At 43.1% G+C, this 18,480-nt stretch carries 12 protein-coding genes and 1 pseudogene; 1 reads left to right on the forward strand and 12 read right to left on the reverse strand.

Annotation, left to right across the window (positions count from 1 at the left end):
* Positions 1-9: 9 nt before the first annotated feature.
* The 3 genes and pseudogenes from ABN764_RS16075 to ABN764_RS16085 form a co-directional block, all read right to left on the reverse strand.
* Positions 10-1,222, reverse strand: a pseudogene (locus tag ABN764_RS16075) (MFS transporter).
* Between the two features lie 281 nt (positions 1,223-1,503).
* Positions 1,504-2,466, reverse strand: coding sequence for a proline dehydrogenase family protein (locus ABN764_RS16080; protein ID WP_446672499.1), 963 nt, complete (start codon positions 2,464-2,466; stop codon positions 1,504-1,506).
* 77 nt (positions 2,467-2,543) lie between these two features.
* Complete coding sequence (locus ABN764_RS16085) at positions 2,544-3,350, reverse strand: AraC family ligand binding domain-containing protein (protein ID WP_446672500.1); 807 nt, start codon at positions 3,348-3,350, stop codon at positions 2,544-2,546.
* A gap of 428 nt (positions 3,351-3,778) precedes the next feature.
* Between ABN764_RS16085 and ABN764_RS16090 the strand changes: the two genes are divergently transcribed.
* Positions 3,779-4,252: a hypothetical protein gene (locus tag ABN764_RS16090; protein ID WP_446672554.1), complete on the forward strand. Its 474-nt coding sequence runs from the start codon at positions 3,779-3,781 to the stop codon at positions 4,250-4,252.
* A 191-nt stretch (positions 4,253-4,443) separates the two neighbouring features.
* Here the strand turns inward: ABN764_RS16090 and ABN764_RS16095 are convergent, their stop codons facing one another.
* From ABN764_RS16095 to ABN764_RS16130, 9 genes are all read right to left on the reverse strand, one after another.
* Positions 4,444-4,992: a GNAT family N-acetyltransferase gene (locus tag ABN764_RS16095; protein WP_174808946.1), complete on the reverse strand. Its 549-nt coding sequence runs from the start codon at positions 4,990-4,992 to the stop codon at positions 4,444-4,446.
* Between the two features lie 163 nt (positions 4,993-5,155).
* Positions 5,156-5,659: a hypothetical protein gene (locus ABN764_RS16100; protein WP_446672501.1), complete on the reverse strand. Its 504-nt coding sequence runs from the start codon at positions 5,657-5,659 to the stop codon at positions 5,156-5,158.
* Positions 5,660-5,721: 62 nt separating this feature from the next.
* Positions 5,722-5,877 (reverse strand): DUF4279 domain-containing protein, encoded by a 156-nt coding sequence (locus tag ABN764_RS29560; protein ID WP_512699556.1) that lies wholly within the window; start codon positions 5,875-5,877, stop codon positions 5,722-5,724.
* 4 nt (positions 5,878-5,881) lie between these two features.
* Positions 5,882-6,999 (reverse strand): IS3 family transposase gene (locus tag ABN764_RS16105; protein WP_446672502.1). Its coding sequence is split into 2 segments (ribosomal slippage): positions 5,882-6,753 and positions 6,753-6,999, totalling 1,119 coding nucleotides; the frame shifts between segments, so codons are not numbered across the junction.
* Positions 7,000-7,074: 75 nt separating this feature from the next.
* Positions 7,075-7,431, reverse strand: coding sequence for a copper amine oxidase N-terminal domain-containing protein (locus ABN764_RS16110; protein WP_446672503.1), 357 nt, complete (start codon positions 7,429-7,431; stop codon positions 7,075-7,077).
* A gap of 163 nt (positions 7,432-7,594) precedes the next feature.
* Positions 7,595-13,492 (reverse strand): glycine-rich protein, encoded by a 5,898-nt coding sequence (locus tag ABN764_RS16115; protein WP_446672504.1) that lies wholly within the window; start codon positions 13,490-13,492, stop codon positions 7,595-7,597.
* Positions 13,493-14,635 (reverse strand): copper amine oxidase N-terminal domain-containing protein, encoded by a 1,143-nt coding sequence (locus ABN764_RS16120; protein ID WP_446672505.1) that lies wholly within the window; start codon positions 14,633-14,635, stop codon positions 13,493-13,495. It lies immediately after the preceding gene.
* Positions 14,636-14,677: 42 nt separating this feature from the next.
* Positions 14,678-16,654: a hypothetical protein gene (locus ABN764_RS16125; RefSeq protein ID WP_446672506.1), complete on the reverse strand. Its 1,977-nt coding sequence runs from the start codon at positions 16,652-16,654 to the stop codon at positions 14,678-14,680.
* A gap of 36 nt (positions 16,655-16,690) precedes the next feature.
* Entirely contained in the window at positions 16,691-18,454 is a 1,764-nt protein-coding gene (locus ABN764_RS16130) for a hypothetical protein (protein WP_446672507.1), read from the reverse strand.
* Between the last annotated feature and the right edge of the window lie 26 nt (positions 18,455-18,480).

The following is an 18,480-nucleotide window of genomic DNA, read 5'->3' on the forward strand; positions in this document are numbered from 1 at the left end:
TTCGTATTTTTATGCTTTTTCTTTGCAGAATGCGGGACTTTGAACCAACCAGGCGACAATTAGAGCAGGAAGTAAGAGGATAAACAGGGATCCTGGGAGAAAATTTGACCCCAGCAACTCAAGCAGGAGCGCACCGCTCACTCCTCCTCCAATGGCAAGATTCCACACGGTTACAAGCATGGATTGAGCAACATCAGAACTTTCGCCCCCTGCTTGAGCAATTGCGGTCTGCAGCAGTGTGGCCGCACCACCAAACGTAAGTCCCCACACCGCAACAGCTGACAGAATAATGATCGATTGTTCGCTGCCAATGCCCATGGCGATCGAAGCCAACGCGAATCCTGCAACGCTGATGATCACGAGCGTTCTCGAAATAGGTCTATCAGCATCCCTACAATCCATAAGCCGAGCACCGAAGCAATGCCGAACACCAGCAACACCAGATCAGTTCGATTGGCAAGTAAAGTTCCGGCTAGATAAGGAGCAATATAGGTGTAAAGTGTGTTGTGCGCCAACACCCAAGTGAACACAAGAAACAAGGTTGATCTCACACCACGAAGTTTGAAGATCTGGAAGAGTGGAAGTTGATTGCTAGTTTGTTCCCCTTCGTAATCGGGCAGCCTCCACTGTACCCAGACAAGTAAGAAGGCGGTCAATATAGATAGGGAACCGAAAATCAATCGCCATCCGATGTGAGTCCCCAAAAAAAGGTTCCGATAGGCACACCTAGCGCTAATGCTAATGGCGTTCCAACCATGGCTATGGCCATTGCTTTCCCCTTCTGTGGATCAGGCACCATGCGACGGGCGTAGCCCGCGGTCATCCCCCATAACACGCCAGCTGATACCCCAGCCAAGAAACGAGCCACAAGGGTCAGACCATAGGAAGTAGAGAATGTAGTTATTGAATTAAATAGAAGAAAGCCAATAAGACAGAACAGCAGCAGCGGTCGGCGTCTCCATCCACGAGTAGCCGTTGTTAACGGAATGGCGGCAACCAGCGAACCGATCGCATATACCGTAACTAGCTGTCCAGCAAGTGACTCCGTGATCAGGAGATCTTGTGCGATTTGTGGCAAAAGACCTGCCGGCAGGCTTTCCGTCAGAATGCATATGAAGGCCGCCATGGCCAGCGCTAACAAGCTAACAATCGGAAGACGGTTTGCAGGCACTTCGTTAGAGCTGTTCTGGGATGCAACCCTCGTACTTGTTTTTATAATCATGCCAAGTCTCCTTTATCGATGGATTTCATACTTCGGGTCTAAGCATATAGAAAACCGTTGCAAATTGGCATGCATGATTAAAGGAATTCTCAACGATCTTTCGTCATTATCCAGTTATTTTTCTGCTATTTCATTTATAATAAATGCAAAAAAAGGCGGCATCGTTAGATACCGCCTTCCGACTTACTTGTATATCTCCACCTATTGAATATTACTCTATCTACTCTCAAATTTCGTATGGATGTATAGTAGCTAACATGCAGTGGAAGCTACACACGGATTTATTCATAATTTTGTACGGGATCTGCTGCTCCAGCCTCCGTCATATCTAGAATTGCTTGAAATACATTTGGCGGGTATTCCGCAATCCGGTGGCATAGATACAAATACCATTCACGACCAAACGTCAGATAAATCCGAACAGGATAACCTGCCTTCTTCAATCGACTGCTCAAATCAGGCCGAATCCCATATAACATCTCGAATTCAACGCCTGGCTCATGGATCCATCCCCGCTTAATAACTTGATCAATGATAGACTCGTCATGAGTAGCGATCGACAGACGATGCCCTGTGCGGATGGCCTGCTCTATAAGCTGTATATATCGCTCATTTAAGGCAGATGAACGCGGCATGGCGATCTTCTCCGTTTCTTGGTACGCACCTTTCACAATGCGAATCCGTCCTGAGATATCGTTCAAATCCTGTGCCGTACGGTTCAATTGTGCCTGAAGTGTGATGCCGAGGTTCGCATATACGGCTGCTGCTTTTGTATAAATCGAAAGTATGGCGTCTGTCTTAGCTGATTCCTCCATGCTGACAAACAGCTCGACGTCGGCCTGTCGAGCTAGTGCGGCCATTGCTGTCAAATTCTTATAGGCCAATTCGCTATCTATCGATAAGCCGATGTGAGATAGATCGAACGATACCCGAGCTGGTATTCCATGTTGAGCCAACGTATGAATAAGCAGCGTAAGCTCCAGAGCCGCATGTTCGCAGTCTTGGATATCCGTCGTATTTTCACCGATATATTCAAGCGATATAGCGTACCCTTTATCGGCTAGCTTTCGTCCTACCTCAAGGCCATCCTGGCGATTCTCCCCTGTCACATACTTTGCTGCCGCGCGCTGCAAAAGCTGATAAATGGCGGGTGTCTGTTCAACAAAAGCCTTCAAATCAGCTCGACGGGCAATGGATTTCATCGTTTTAGAAAATTGCTCTTCCACATTAGTCGTTGTTATCATCAAATGATACCTCCTCTTATCTATAGGTTCAATCTACAGGATAAGAGGAGGTTACGATTGTAAAAAATTGCGCTTATCTAAACGGAGATAGCATAAGCTTGAGGTGTTGCCCCTACTATTTTGGCAAAGGCTTTTATAAAATGGCTTTGATCATAGTAGCCGGCATCTACGGCAATTTCGGCAATAGAGCGCCGTTTCTTCAGTTCCTTCTTGGCATGATTGATACGAAGTAGATTTTGATACGCATGAGGCGGCAAATGCGTTCCTTTTTTGAACATGCGGATAAGATGATATCTGCTGATCCCGGCTTCATGCTCCAACGTGTCGAGCGTGATTCGATCCGTATAATGCGCATGGATATATTCCTTGATCAAATTGACGTACTTCGATTCCATTATTCCATATGGCTCAAGCGTCAGATCGTATGCATGCTTATCTACAAGCTTGTGCACCAGTTCGATTAACGATGTTTCAATTTCTAGTGGAGTAGCACTGCGAGTCAGTGCCTCCATGGTGCGATTGAGCAGCATGCTGCAAGCTTTATTCCTCCCAGTTTCGAGCAAGAAAGGGATTTGAAGACGATTAATATCAGGCATTTCAAGATGAGCGAACCATTTCGGCTTAATGAACAGCATTTTGTATTTCCATTCTTCATCTACCGCAGGCTGACAGGCATGTAGGATAAGCGGCGGAAAGCTGATTATTCTTCCCTTCTCAACGCGCCACAAGTCGCCATCACACCATGCTTGCGTTTCGCCTTCATCGATTAAACCGATGGAATACTCTTCGTGAAAATGCTTCTGATATGCCAGGTCACTCTTATGGCAGCGCTTCGCTTCCAGAAAAGGGAGCGCTTCATCACGGTAAAAGGTTACATCTGTCATTTTCTAACCTCCAAATGTTCAACTATACTTCCCAATCATAATCAAATACGTTATTTTTCCAATCGCATTGCAAACAACAGACATTCACATCATTATGACTGTTTTTGGGGTTATGATGGATATTTTATGTTCCACCCTCTTGTTTATATCGGTATACTCGTAGGTAGTGAATATAAGAAGCTGTCGTGGTAACAGGATCATCGCATGAAAGAAACAGCAATACAAGTAGAGAACCTGTAATCAGAAAACTCATTACATACTTCAATGCATCCCCACCTAATCGGATTATTCATTCCACCTCGTTGCATTTATTCTTCTAAAAAACTTGAAAATTAACAATTAAAGTATAAAATAATATAAGTTGAAATAAGATAGAAATTTCACACGACATCTTAGTTGATTACATTAGAAAAGAAGGAATAATTATGATGATGTTTTTGATGTTGGCTATTAGTCTAGGTTTACTATTTTTCATTCATTATTTATCGAACCAGATGATTCAAAATGAAGTTACTCATCCAAGCACAAAAAAAAGCTTTATCATAAAGCTTTTGCAGTTCGTTAAATTTGCTCCTTTCATCGCTTTGCTTGTATTACTCGTACTGGTTTTAACAACTCTACATACAAAAGCAGGCATTCGACTCTCTCATGCATGGTTTGCCGCGCAATTTTGGGCTTACTATACGTTCCTGTATTGCATTTATATGATAACCAAGAAAAAACTGTTTCTGTTATCAATGATCATATCTTTATTCATAGCCATTTATAACACGCCATTATTTCGCTTTGAAAACCTATTTACAGGATATAATGTAGTTGTGGCTGATATTTTCGGAACTTTGATGTTTATCAATTTATGGATGGCAATATCAAGAGTTTTAGTGCAAATAAAAAATAAGTAACGTGAGACAAATTAAAACACCTTCAAGTAAATGCCCTTATATCGTAATATATGGGCGTCAAGCTTGGAGGTGTTTTTACGTTGAAAACTTGACATGTCTTTCTTAACAATTCGAAATGCTTATCTCGAGATAAACGGGATATCCATCACAGGATCATCCTTATCTCTAAGATTTCAATCTATTGCAGAGTTTCATTGATTAAGATACTCATCCTTTAAAAGCCCGTAATAAATGAGGTCTTCATATTCACCCCATTTTTTCACATGTTGTCTCAGTGTTCCTTCGTATTTCATACCCAGCTTTTCCATTACTCGTCCCGATGCAGGATTTTTCCCTAAAAAACGTGCATAAACTCGATTCACATTCATTTCTTCAAATGCATATTTGACAATTCCCTTCGCTGCCTCTGTACAATATCCGTTGTTCTTATGCGCTTTCCCTATCCAATAGGCCAATTCACCATGTTCAAACTTGGGATTCAGTCCGATACAGATGGCTCCGATTACATATTGATCTTCCTTATGTACAATTGCTAGTTCGAGTGAACGATTTCCATCAAAATTAACGGCATGTGTATTGATCCATTGTTCTGCCATTCCATCCTCATAGGGATGCGGGATATACAGCGTCATCTCTGCAATATATTTATCACCTGCTAATTCTTGAACAATTTTCGCATCATCTAAACGAAACGGTCGCAATAGTAATCTTTCTAATTCAATCGTCGGCAATTGCTTCATATATCGTCCCCCCGTTGCGAATCAACCCTAGATAGCTTACCTCTTAGGCTGGGTCGTATATATACTAAATTTTTCCATGTTTATGCATCTATCGAAAGAGAAGTACAAGATGCCGAACCTGGAAGTAGAATGAAATTTACGTTCATTCGCAACATAATATGCATTAATCAAGATTAATCTCATTTTCAATGGAAAGACGTATGGATTCAGAGTGAAGCTTACCATCATTATCATTCCATGTAATCGTTAACGTAGTGCTATTATAGTTATGTATATCCTTCTTTGGTTCATTATAAGAATATTCTCTGGTTATAGAACCTATATCATTTAGATTGGCGGGAATAGCTACAGTCCCTTCTTTAGAACTTGCTTCAGTCATATAAACGATGTCATAATTCCCATCCAAATTCAATTCTTCAAATTTCATTTGATAAGAAGTAATCTTCTCAAAATTCTTTGGATCACCTTTGTACGCTAACTTTCCATGTCCGCGTAGTATATTACTAGGAGTGACTATTATTTTGTAATCCGTAATGTCCCACATTTCTCCGGTACCTTTGAGGTTATATACATGGACAGCAGGATAATCTACCTTAAAGTATAAGTACCCCCAAATAACATTAGAAATAATCAAGGCAGCAATTAATATAAAGATGATTTTCTTCATTTTTTCTCCTTTAACTAACGGAATAGCTCTGAAAACTTTTGCAATATCCTATTCTGGACTGATCAATCCCATTCCGAATTATTAGCATAGATATCAATATCGAACTCGGCATTAATATCGTTTGCAAATTTAATCTGTTCTGAATCTAAGTATAATGCTGGAGTCATTCCCTCCTCAATGATTATCACGATAAAAAGCTTGTTGTGGATTATCAACACTAAATCAGACAGCTTTTTTAAGAGATAATCTTCTGTAATCTACTGGACTCATATAGCCTAAGGTTCCATGGATGCGATGTTTGTTGAACCAATTTACGTAGTCATATAGCTCCAATTCTAGGTGATGTAAACTGTGGAAGTTCATCTGATTAATGATTTCTGTCTTCATAATTTTAAACGTAGCTTCTGCAACTGCGTTATCATAAGGGCACCCTTTCATGCTTAAGGAACGACCGATCTTGAACGTAGCAAGTGTCTCATCAATCAACGTGTTCTTAAATTCACTACCGCGATCGGTATGGAATAATTGAATTTGACTTAGATTTCCTTGCACAGAAGCAAAGGCTCGTGTGACTAAAGCTGCGTCCTTTTTCGGCCCTGCACTTGAGCCAATGATCTCTCGATTAAAGAGGTCAACTAATACACAGATGTAGTGCCATCTGTTTTTGATTTTGACATACGTTAGATCGCTTACAACGACGCGCTCAGCTTCAGATTGCTGGAACTTGCGGTTCAGTTCATTTACCTGTTGCAATTCGTTGCATGTTGCTTTGTGAGGTTTGTATTGAGCCACGGTGTATGAAGAAACAAGGCCTTGTTTCTTCATAATGCGGCCAATTCGACGTCTTGATACGATAAGTCCACGTTCGTGAAGCTTTGCTTTAATCTTTCTTGTACCATATGCATTTCGGTTCTTCTGGAAGATTTCAACGATTAGCTTCGTAATACCATCTTCATTGCTGGAGTTTTTTGCTTCATAATAGTACGTACTTCTAGTTATTTGCAGGACGTCGCACATTGCTGATACCGAGTATTTGTCGCGATTTTGATGGATGACACTTACTTTCGTCCCATGATCAGCGCTGCTTGCTTTAGAATGTCATTCTCCATTTTGAGTCGTTGGTTTTCTTTCCGTAATGCAATAAGTTCATTTTCTTCTGGAGAGCGGTTGTCCTTCTCTGAGAAGGAACCTGTTTGGTGGGCTTGTTTAATCCAGCGATCCAATGCAGATGCACTCAACTCATTCTCACTTACAATGTCTGCTCTTGATTTCCCATTCTCGTATAGCTGAACCATCTGTTTCTTGAAATCATCTGTAAATGTTCGTCTTATTCTTGGCATAGTAGATCCGCTCCTTGTTATGATGTGTTAATTCTACTAGCCCTTAATTTTTCTGTCCAACTAAGTGTAGCCGATCTAGATTGCCATTGCATCAAGAGTGGTAGTATTTCCGTTTACAGTAACCGTCTTCGAACCAACTGGCATAACAATCGTATTACCTTTATGAATAATAGTTACGATTTGTTTTCCATTATCCCACTTAACATCGGCTCCCAGTTTCTCACTTATGAATCGGATAGGAACCATCGTATTGCCAGCACCGTCAATGTATGGTTCTGTATCTGGTAGAGTAACTTTCTTACCATCTACAATAAGATCAATTGCAAGGGACGGTTTCCGTACCTCAGGTAAAGAAGTTGCTGCACTTGCCATAGTGACCGACGAAAGAACGGTAGTACCAACGATGATTGCCATCAAAATTTTCTTAAACACATTTATCACTTCTCCTTTTATACGTTTTAATCTATTGCTAATTTACCAAACATTCGACTTACCCTATGAAAAGCTATATTAATTCCGGCTTCATCCATATACATTTACATATCCCCTTTAAAAAGAAATTCTGCTGAGCTTTACACCCAGCAGAACTTTGTTGTTAATGCGTTCCGGAGATCTCCAAATCATCTGCGGAAGATTTGTTACCGGAGAACACGTTAATTACCGGATAAGGAATACTTGTAGTCGGATATCTATTACCGCTTATCTTAATTTCCTTATTACCGCCAGGCACCTTGTATTGAAGTGCGTATACCTCTCCAATAGCCTTGATGTCCGCGGCCATCACTAGAACGCTTGTGTTGTTACGCATGTCTTCAATATTGCCTTTCGTAACTGGTTTACCTTTTGCTACTACTACAGCCGAAGATGGTAAGCCGTACGTAAAGTGCCAACGTTGTGCTTGCATACCAAACTCTTCAGTATCCATTTTATAGCCAGGATTTTTGAAATATCCATAAGTGTTTTCAGATCCGATATAGGTTCTATTTCGACCGGTTAGTGAGGAGATCTGAGCTGTACCAAACGGGTAGTTCATACCTGATGGTTGAGAAGTCTTCCCTGTCGCTGTACTCGTATCTCTCATTGTGGAGTAGTAAGTTACTGCGTCTGTATTGTCTTCCTCCGCTTTCGAATAATTCCTACGGCCCGATTCCTCTACCCACTTAAGTGAGTAGGTATAAGGATAGACACTTTTGTTATCCCATCCTGGTTTGACATTATCGAATTTATTAATCGGCTTATACTCACCATTCACCAGCATGTATACATCCACTGGTGTATATTTGCCAGTCTGTAAATTCAATTGATAGTAGTAAGGTATTATCTGCAGGTTAGCGTAATAGTTACCTGTAGTCTCTACATCAGCAAGAACGTTATAACCCAGACGCATTGGTTGTTTTTGCAACGCAGTTATATTGTTCTTCTCCGGAGATAACGGTAATTCTATCGGCATCTGTTGTTTATGAGGGAGTAGTCCGTAAGTGTTCAAGTAATGTGTCTCAGCACTTGCACCCTTCCCTCTTATGTCAATAGTATCCCCAACAATCTTGTTCTGCTTATTTGGATTAACTTTCTTCACAAGGTTCGGTATAAACCATTGATTAGAAGATACAGGTTCTTTGAATAGATTAGAGAATCTGAAATCACCTGTGTCCTCTATGACGAGGTTACCTATATTACCGACTACATCAATATTGAATCTCTTGATAGCACTATGTCTGGCTGCGAGATTATTATACCGAACCTTATTAATCGGCACCTCATTGTCTTCTTCACCATTAATAGCAATTGCCCTAAATTCGACCAGTGCACTCATCTTTTCTTTTGCCGCTAAAGGCACATAGAAGTCGAAATTAGATTCAGCTACCGGAAGCTCTATCCATTCATTTTGAAGATACATCTGACCCTTGTATATAACTGGATATTCGAATCGAACTGCTTTTGATTTTGTCCACTCTGTTGTATCCATATTATTGACAAAGCCCTTACCTTCTATCGCAGATGGACTGCTTATTCCCCAAGCACCGTTACCGTAGAAATCACCGTTGTTAGGGAAGTAGATACTGAATCCATAATCGAGATTGATGAAGTTACCCGGCTTAAACTTTCCAAGCCCAGGAACGTCAACTTCCTTCTCCGGGTCTGACACTTTAGGTATATACTCATAAGCGTCAGGAGGCGGCTCAGCACCTCCAAGATTCAGCATTACCTTTTCCACTCTGGTAGGTGCTCCTGTTCCGGGACTATCCGGTATAGTTATCACAGCTTTACCATTTCCAGAGTTCATACCTGCTGTCGTGGTTCCTCCTTGGACTCCTCCGATGTAGGAAGAACCTCCACCTCCACCCGAGTCATCCATATCGTTGTACCTAGGATAGTCGTTACCTCCGGCACCTCCGCCGTAGTAACCACCTCCGCCTCCGCCACCTCCGGAACTGCTTCCATCCGTGTTCGATCCACCGGTACCTAGAGACCCTGAAGAACCTCCATTTGAACCGCCATCTCCTCCGGCATTTTGAGTACCACCACGACCTTCTGAGCCGTATCTCTTCTGACCATCCCCTCCGGATAGCCCCCCACCGGCTCCGCCAGCCGTAGTGCCTCCACCATATCCTCCACCGCCGCCTGCGACTAGGATTCGATCAGACAAAGCACTGCCACCTTTGCGGAAGTCTGTGGCACCACCTCCGGAATCTGTAGCACGACCGTGTCCAGACCCACCACCGTTAGTTCCAGTTTGACCTCCCACCATTACTGTTAAGGTTTCTCCCGCGTTAAGCGTAATCGTACCTTTCGCGTATCCACCTTTACCTCCATAACCGGAGGTACCTCCCTCTGCTCCCCATGCTTCTAACGTATAAGTACCAGATGCTTTTGCAGTAAAGGTGTTAGATCCGAGAGAGGTGAATGTCTCAGTCATCCCAGTAACAGGCGGTTGATAGTTAGGATCTGATACCTCTATTCTTTGATATACAGGATCAAGTCCGACCCATTCATTATCTGATTGGTTGGTCAGCTTCAAATTGTCAGCAAAGAGGTAGTCATTCATTGACCCATCCGAACCATTAGTTTCACCTTTGACTATATGAATTCTTGCGATGGATGCGCTTGTTGGCATCGTAAAATCAATCTTAATTCCTGTCTTTGCAACACCAGTAACTACCTCTGATCCGAACGAATTTACAATAGTCCCAGATGCAGTTCTAGCATCAATGTAGAAATTACCTTTACATCTATGACAACCTAGGTCTCCGGTGAATTGATACCTCTTACCTGGCTTGACACTGATATCTCTGTAGTAAACACCTTTGATATCTTTGCCAGCTTTAGCTTTCGTCTTGGTGCTTATCTCAAATGAACTAGACCCTCCTATTACCCACTGATCGCCAGACCTGTGGGTGAAGGTGATATCTTCTGGTTTCGCTTCAGTCCAAGTTTGCCACCCTGTAACTTGACCATCGAAGTCTAGTATTTCAGCATCACCATTCGGTATGAGGTTCTGTCTATAATCAGGCTTCAGCTTTTTCTCATACTCTGTTATGCTCTGCTGCAGATTACCACCGAGTAGTTTGGAATCGTTAGTTCTCTGATCCCTAGCTTCTTCTAGAGGTATTACTATGGCTTTCTCGGTAGATACTGGATCATGCAATACTACATCATTCACTTTTGAATGTGTAGGCGAGTACGCTGATGTAAAAGATTGACCATTAGCTCCGTATTTCGGGTCATTCGTATTCGAGTACGGAGTTTCGTTAGAACCCTTATCGAGAATCGATCTGTAGAATACGGTGGAATTACCTGTTACGTATAGCCCGTTTGGATTAACTCGTATTGGGTTAATTCCTGTCTGCATGAGCCGCAGAGGTCCACCTGGCCGAGCGGGTCTATTTAACCCAGCAGGTAATCTATCGAATACGGTTTGTACTGTACTTCCACTGCCAGAGCCGATATACTTCAGAGTCGGACTTCCATACTTACCATTGTAAGAGCCGATGTTAATCGCATCTGGGCTCCACTTCGCAGCAGAGTTAACATTACTGTCCCATTGAGCGACTTTGCTAGTCTTAGGTACAATGAGTGGATCTGTTGTCTTTGCTGTATTCGATTCCTTGTCAAAATACATGACGGATTGATCTCCGCTTGAAGTCTGCAGAATTAAGAAGTCTGATACTGCTGTCACATTTGTAGTCAGAGCTCGTCGTTCTTTGAACCTAGCAGTTTCACTAACACCATAGTTATCATCTGGACTGTTGGCATCTCTGTTATCTGAGTTGCCTTCATTCCACACTACATTATCGTGCTGATTAGCCTCAAGCGAATACCTCAATCGACCAGCAGCGCTCGTGTTGGAAGCAGCAATGTTAGCGAATATAGTTGGATCTCCTTGAACGACAGATGCTGTGATCTCATTCGTTTTTGTCAGCTCTGCCATACCATTAACTTTCGATTTATCAATCTTCCATACATGGACTTTATTAATCTTCGTATAGTCGAACGTTACAGTCTGAGTCCAAGTATCGGAATAACCACCTACTGTTTTGTTATAGCCTTCTTGTACCCACCAGTAGTCTGTGTGTGACTCCTCTGGTGATCCTCCTGTACAAGGATTACCAGAACAAGGTACCGCCGGTTTCGTTACATGTTTCGTACTGTGCGATGAAACTCTCTCTGTATACGATGCTCCAGATACGTCAGTCTTAGTTCTAGGTGTTGGCTGTGGAGGAGGACTTTCATGACCTATCGATCCTGTAATTGGAGACATATTCCATCCAGAAGGAACTGCATTAAATTTAGATGTATAAGTACGAGTTGCTGTAGCATCTGAAACATACTCTGTCTCGATGTCCACAATAAATTCAGAACCACCTGTTGCAAAGTACAGGCTTCTAGTTGTTGGGGTTCCAGCCATGGCATCGAATGATTCATTTCCTGGAGTACCTTCTTTAATCTCTGACCAATAACTTGGTCGCGATGTGTAATAACCAAATCTATTCGGATCTGGCTTCTTTTTCTTAAAAAATGTGATCTTTGTTCCATCATTCGCGTCACAGGCAACCGTTATCGTATTATCATTACCATCAGTGTAAGTTACTGTCACAGTTGCAGAATAAGCAAATTCCACTTTCTGGCCTTCTGCTATTGAGTAGCTCGATAGATCGTCTTTATACTCCAGCAGGGTATTTCCAGAGAAGTATTTCTTCAACTGATCAACCGTTATAATAGACTCATCACCCGGCTTTGGTGTACCTGTCCATTGCGGACTTCCACTTCCACCAGTCCGTTTTACGTCTACTTTGAACTTGACATCTTTCTTTCCATTGAGAGCAGTCTCCCAATCCTTAAGACTTTCATCAGACTGCTTCACATTAATTGATACTGGAACGATCTTACCAATCTTATCAGTCGTAACTTCCCCACCGATCGTAGCATTGTTAGGAATAGTTAACTCAGTTGAACAGTTACACTTAATATCATCAGCTTCTTCATAGACTAATGTGAGCCACATACCACCTACCACCATACTTGGATTCCTTGTGGTGGTATTACCATCTCGGTAAAAGTTAGGATAACCTTTCACTGCTGTAGAGCAATTTAGTTTTTCATCCGACTTTCCATCAGAAGGAATACGTTCTTGGTACGAACATTTCAACTTGTAAGTTTTAGATCCTACAGTGTAAGTCTTCGGAATATTGACCTTTGTAGTTGTCGTTCGTATTCTCCAGTCTTCTGTTTTTTCTTTCGTATTCTTCACTCGTGTTTGAGAGTGCTTGATATCGTCTACAGCTATTGGAGTAGATACATCTTTCTCAATAGTTCCTTTGCTACTGTCTAGAGGTTTATTAGTTGAAGCGTTAACCATCTTGATCTCCAGTGGTGCTGTACCATAGAAAAATATCTTCTGGTCGAAGTATTGCCGAAATCCACTTTTATCTTTCCACCACTCAGCATCTCGTATTTCTTCCAAACTGTAATGAGGACCACTTTTCTTCTTACCTCCAGAAGTTACGTTGAAGTACGCTGAGAAGTAGACTGGATCGCCCTCTTTAATATCCTTAAAGTTATCCCGTGCCTTAAGGATATCTTGGATGTATTTGGCCTCCATCTCATAGATAGTTCTAGTCTTTGTTCCTTCAGGTTTACTTGTCTTCGTCATCTTCTTTTCTTTAAGCATCTTCTCTAAATCTAACTGAATATAATCTACATCCTTCTTACCTGACATAGGATTACATTTGGCTGTAAGGGGCTTAGGGTTACCACCATGATCGTCACACTTGTAATCTTTTCTTATAATCCATCCTACCGATACGTAGCGTATGCTAGTGGTCGCTGTGGTGTCGAGAGCTTCATAGTGTAGAATCCCAGTTTCTTTATCAAACGATAAACCTAAAGAACCAGTACCAGCCGTACCACCATCCTGATCTGCATAAGAAGCTGTTGGAATCATTGTAAATATCAACAGAGCACAGAATAATAGATGAATTATCTTTTTATACAATTACTTCAACTCCTTGTGTAAATAATATCCTTTCCTAAACATATTTTCAGTATTACCAGTCTTAAGTGTGGCACGGTAATCTTGACTATTTGTAAATAGGGATACGTCAGAATAGGTCTCGTACCACTGACCCACTTTCACCCATTTAGGAGATTCTGACACTTCGGAAGGATCGAAGCTATCTCTGCTAAACTGACTGGGATCTGTGGCATTTAAGACCCGGAACTTAAATTTAGTTCTGATGAAACTGGTACCATAATAATCATAGATTGTTGTAGGGTCTGGGAATGCATACCCTTCAACGATTAATTTATTTTCTTTTACAAAACTCGTGTATTTTTGAGAACCTGCAGGGTTAATGTAACCATTGTGTCCAAGCAACTTAAATAGATTATTGAAATATATGCTATAGTTAAAAGTTCTATAATCAACATTAAGAGCTAGCTTGTAATACTCTTTTACATTCTTCACAATTCGATCTAACTCTTCTTTTGTAAATCTGTCTCCAAACTCTGTAGCTGGTGAAGTGCTTGTCATATGATAGATCTTATACTTTCCAATCTTATACACGTTATCAGGGGTATCACTCATAAGAATCCATTCATCAGAGTTTTGATTAGCTCTAAGCTCACGACCCCAGCGATCTAGTGTTACAGCACCATTATCAATTTTAATTTGATACTCTGGGCTTACAATATTCACCGCACTCCAAGCACCATCCCATTTAACTTCCGCATTGAGAGTTTCACTAACAAAGCGAAGAGGGACTACTACACGTCCTTCTTTCTTAATTGCCATCGTATCGAGGGTGATTTCACTACCGTTCACATTAACCTTTTTCGAACCTACCGGCATTACGATAGTATTACCTTTATGAATAATAGTTACGATTTGTTTCGCATTATCCCACTTAACATCGGCCCCTAGTTTCTCACTTATGAATCGAATAGGAACCATTGTATTACCAGCACTGTCAATATACGGTTCTGTATCTGGAAGGGTAACTCTCTTACCATCTACAATGAGATCAATTGCAAGGGACGGTTTCCGTACCTCAGGTAAAGAAGTTGCTGCACTTGCCATAGTGACCGACGAGAAAACGGTAGTACCCACAATGATCGCCATCAAAGTCTTCTTAAACATATTTATCACATCTCCTTGTAGACATTTTAATCTATTGCTACTTTACCGAAATGCTTCTTCAAATACGGTCATGACTTCTTTGTTCTCATACGGCTTTGTATGGTTGTATGCACATGCGCGAATATGCGGAAGATGAGGAATAATAATTAATTTCGCGAGTAACGGATCAATCGATAGGTCGTGCATCATGCGTACCGGATCAATCGGCGGATCGATGAGAATCACTTTCTTCGCAATATTCTCTTCCGTGAACGATTCGATCGTCTGCTTCAACAACTTCGTCCCCCGTGTCGTGCCATCTGTGATGAAATGAACAGATAGTGCGGAAGGTGCGAGACGACTGAGCAACTCCGATTGTCCTGCATCCAGAATCACATGAATATGCGCATAATAGTTCAATCGCGTCTTCAATTCAGCGACGACCTCATCGACACGCTCCAATGTCTGATTCAGGTTCCCTTCAACACAGACAAATTGCTGCTCCAGCCGCTGCTCCAAGAATGTATCCAGCGCCATCGGCTCCACGCCATACTGCCGCAACTTCGACTCCCCGGTGAGATCGAGCAACAATGTATTCTGACGACGCGATACCACGCCCGCCCACGTTAATGCCGTAGCCGTACGCCCCGTACCCTCAGGTCCAACGAAGATCCGCAGAGAATTTTTGATGACACTATCCACGATCACGACATCTTCCACACGCTGCGATAAGAGCAAATTGATTAACTTCTGCTGATATTCAATAATCGTCGCATCTTCCTCACATAACTTGAACACAAGATTGATCAAACTCTTAATCTTCTCTTCCATAATGGACAACGATACGCGATTATGCTGCAAGTCTCCTAATATCTTCGTCGTCAGTGCTCCAATATTCGAAGGGGTGAATATGGGTTTCAACGGATTCATCACCGCATTAATATAGTCATTGTTCGACGGCAGCTCTTCTTCGAATTGTTCGAGCAGTTCGCTCACGCTCTGATCCATCGCTTGATAGACTTCGATGATTCCCTTCGATAATTCCATGAGCTCCATCTGAACCTGCAATCGAGATTCGATGAGTGACTGCAATCGACTCTGATCTTGGTAGACGAGCTTCACAGAAGCAACACCGTCCAATGCTTGTCTCACGCCAGCGATCCGGGCATCCACCGTCTCTTCCGCGGATTTCATAATGGCGACCATAATGGACATGATTTTATCGGCGACGATACTGCTCTCCAGTCCTTTGTATGCGGCACGATCAATCCCCAACGCTTTGAGCTTCTCGAATCGTTCTTCTGCCGAGAGCGACGTATCCTTGAAGACATCGATAATCTGTTGATCGAGCAGTTCCAGCATCTTCATCAGATTCGCATATTGCGTATTCTCGTCCATCAACTCGCGTAGAATCGTATCTTTCTGCAGTGATTTTTTAAAAAAGTCAAAATCACCGAATTTTCCCATCTCAGCCACTCGGGCTTCCAGCGTCGAATAAGGCTCGACATAGGGTTCTTCCGCCACTGCAACCTCAGCTTCTGCCAGCAAGACGGAAGGCTCCGGTTCAAAGTCCGCTTCGGGTTCAACAGGCGGTTCTTCCGGTGTATGCGGCGGCGCTGGCGGCAATACGACCGTCTCGAGCAGCGAAGCATCATACGTCTTCTTATCCGCTGATTCCAACACACGGTTGTCCGATCCAATGAGACGAATCTCAATAATTGTATTAATCGCATCCTGAATGCCTTCGGGAGTAACCTTGTCCGCCTTCACCTTCGTCACATCGCCTTGAATCAGCTCCGTATCCTTATCTTTCTGATAGAAGTAGACGACGCCGACCGAAGGATGCCGCTCTTGGATCGCTTCGTTCAATCGCAGTCCCAAGGACCCCCGCATATCTTTCGGTCCAAGCACGATCGCATCCATATTAGAGACCGCCGGGTCCAGTGGAAGTGTCTCTATCATTTTCTTCACATTGGTCTGAAACCCTTTCTCTCCTAACGCTTTCTTAACAAATGGGCCTAATGCTGCTCCATATATCATGTGTCCTGCTTCCTCCCATGAATGAGTTCACCTGAATCATTGGAATTTATCTTTATAATCTTTGAGAAACTGTATATTCAATTGCGAATTCCGATCCGCGTTATACATGTACGGGAAATAATATCCGCCCACAATATGCGCCTGCTTCATAAAAGGTTGATCTAAGTTATACGTCCTCGCGACGAACTGGAGCAGATGCTCCATATATGTCTGAGATGCATCGAACGTCTTCTGTTCTCCCTTCGTACGTTTCCCAGGCTCTGACTTCGATGCACGTTTTAGCTTCTCATAATCCTCGTTTAACTGCTTTATGAGATCTGCCCGCTTCGCGGCATACGGCTTGTTCAACTCTTTGATGCGCGCCTTCAACTCTTGAACCGTGGCTTCCATCACATCCATCTCTTGGCGGTGTTGCTGCTTGATCTTAGCGAACTCTACCGCTTGTTGTTTCAATTCTGCGGTAATCTGATCCTTTGCGGATGCACCTGGCTGAATGATTCGAATGCCATACCCCGCCAAGCCGGATAATATCGCCACGATACAGATCCACACAATCCATTTCCCATGCCGTGTGGGTGACACGGACGTCGAATCGCTCCTGTCCTGATGTTTCGTTGACGACTTCTCACGCGTGTTTGCCGCTCGCTGAAGCTTCATCTCCAGCATATGTATCGCCATCTCCAGCTCTTTTGCAACGCTAGACTGCGCGTTCAACGCGAGTAAGGATCGGTATACTGCCATTGCATCCTGCAACATGCCTTGTGCTTCGAAATCCTTCGCATGCCTCAGAAGCGCTGCATTCAATGTCCCCTGTTCACTTGCAATCTCCGGCTGGCTCAATGCAACCTCGGGCTGTGCCTTGCCAAGAATCAATTGCTCCATCTTCGACAACGCTATGAGCCACTCACCGAATGTCGGACATTGACTGAGATCATGGCTTCCCCACGCTCGAACGAACAAGGAGGTTAATTCTTCGCCCCACGCCATGCGAAGCGATTCCTTCATGGCCTGATACCGCTCGCAATTCGTTCCGAGCTCGCCGGGCGCGTAATAGCTCTCCCCCCACACTTGCGATACGAACGTATCTGTGCATGAAGCCAGCATCTCGCCTAATAGTACGGCGCCTGCGAATCGATCTGCGTTTGCACACCACATCGAGGCTTCATTCAACCGAGGGAATCCGTATCCTGGCGATCCCGCAGGTACATATTCGGGCCGTTCGAGCTGCGTCGAGTACATCTGCTCCAAATCAATGAACTGTATCGATGCATCCGTATTCACCATTTCGAATTGATCGTTCATCATCGGTAGAATGATGTTCGGTCCCGATAAATCGCAATGGGCTAGACCGCGCTGCTCCATGGCTGCGAGCGATTTCACGAATGCAAGAGCAATTACATAACTCTGTTCCTTGCTTAACATTTCCTCCGATATTAGCACGTCCATCCATGTAGGCCCTTCAATCCAAGGCATCACAACGGCATAGAGCAAATCCGGCTCCTTGCTAAGCAAAGCCGCATTCTCAGGCGTAATCACGGATCTACTGCATGCTTCGAGGCCCGGAACCTTCGCAAATTGGGCCATTTGGCTAGCATAATAGACCGTCATCGGATTCACGAATTTCGTGCGAAAGACTTTCATCGCTTTCTTCTGTCGCCGATCTTCCGAATAGAGCAGGTACACAATCCCTTGACGCCCCTCCTGGCCGTAAGGAATACCCGCTGCACCAGGGTGTTCCCCAATGCTGTAACATTCGCCGTTCATCTCAAGCAGCGCATTAACTTCCGGTTGAAACCCCATCCTTCATTCTCCTTACACTTCTCTAG

Source organism: Paenibacillus wuxiensis, assembly GCF_040195695.1.
Lineage (GTDB): Bacteria > Bacillota > Bacilli > Paenibacillales > Paenibacillaceae > Paenibacillus_B > Paenibacillus_B suaedae.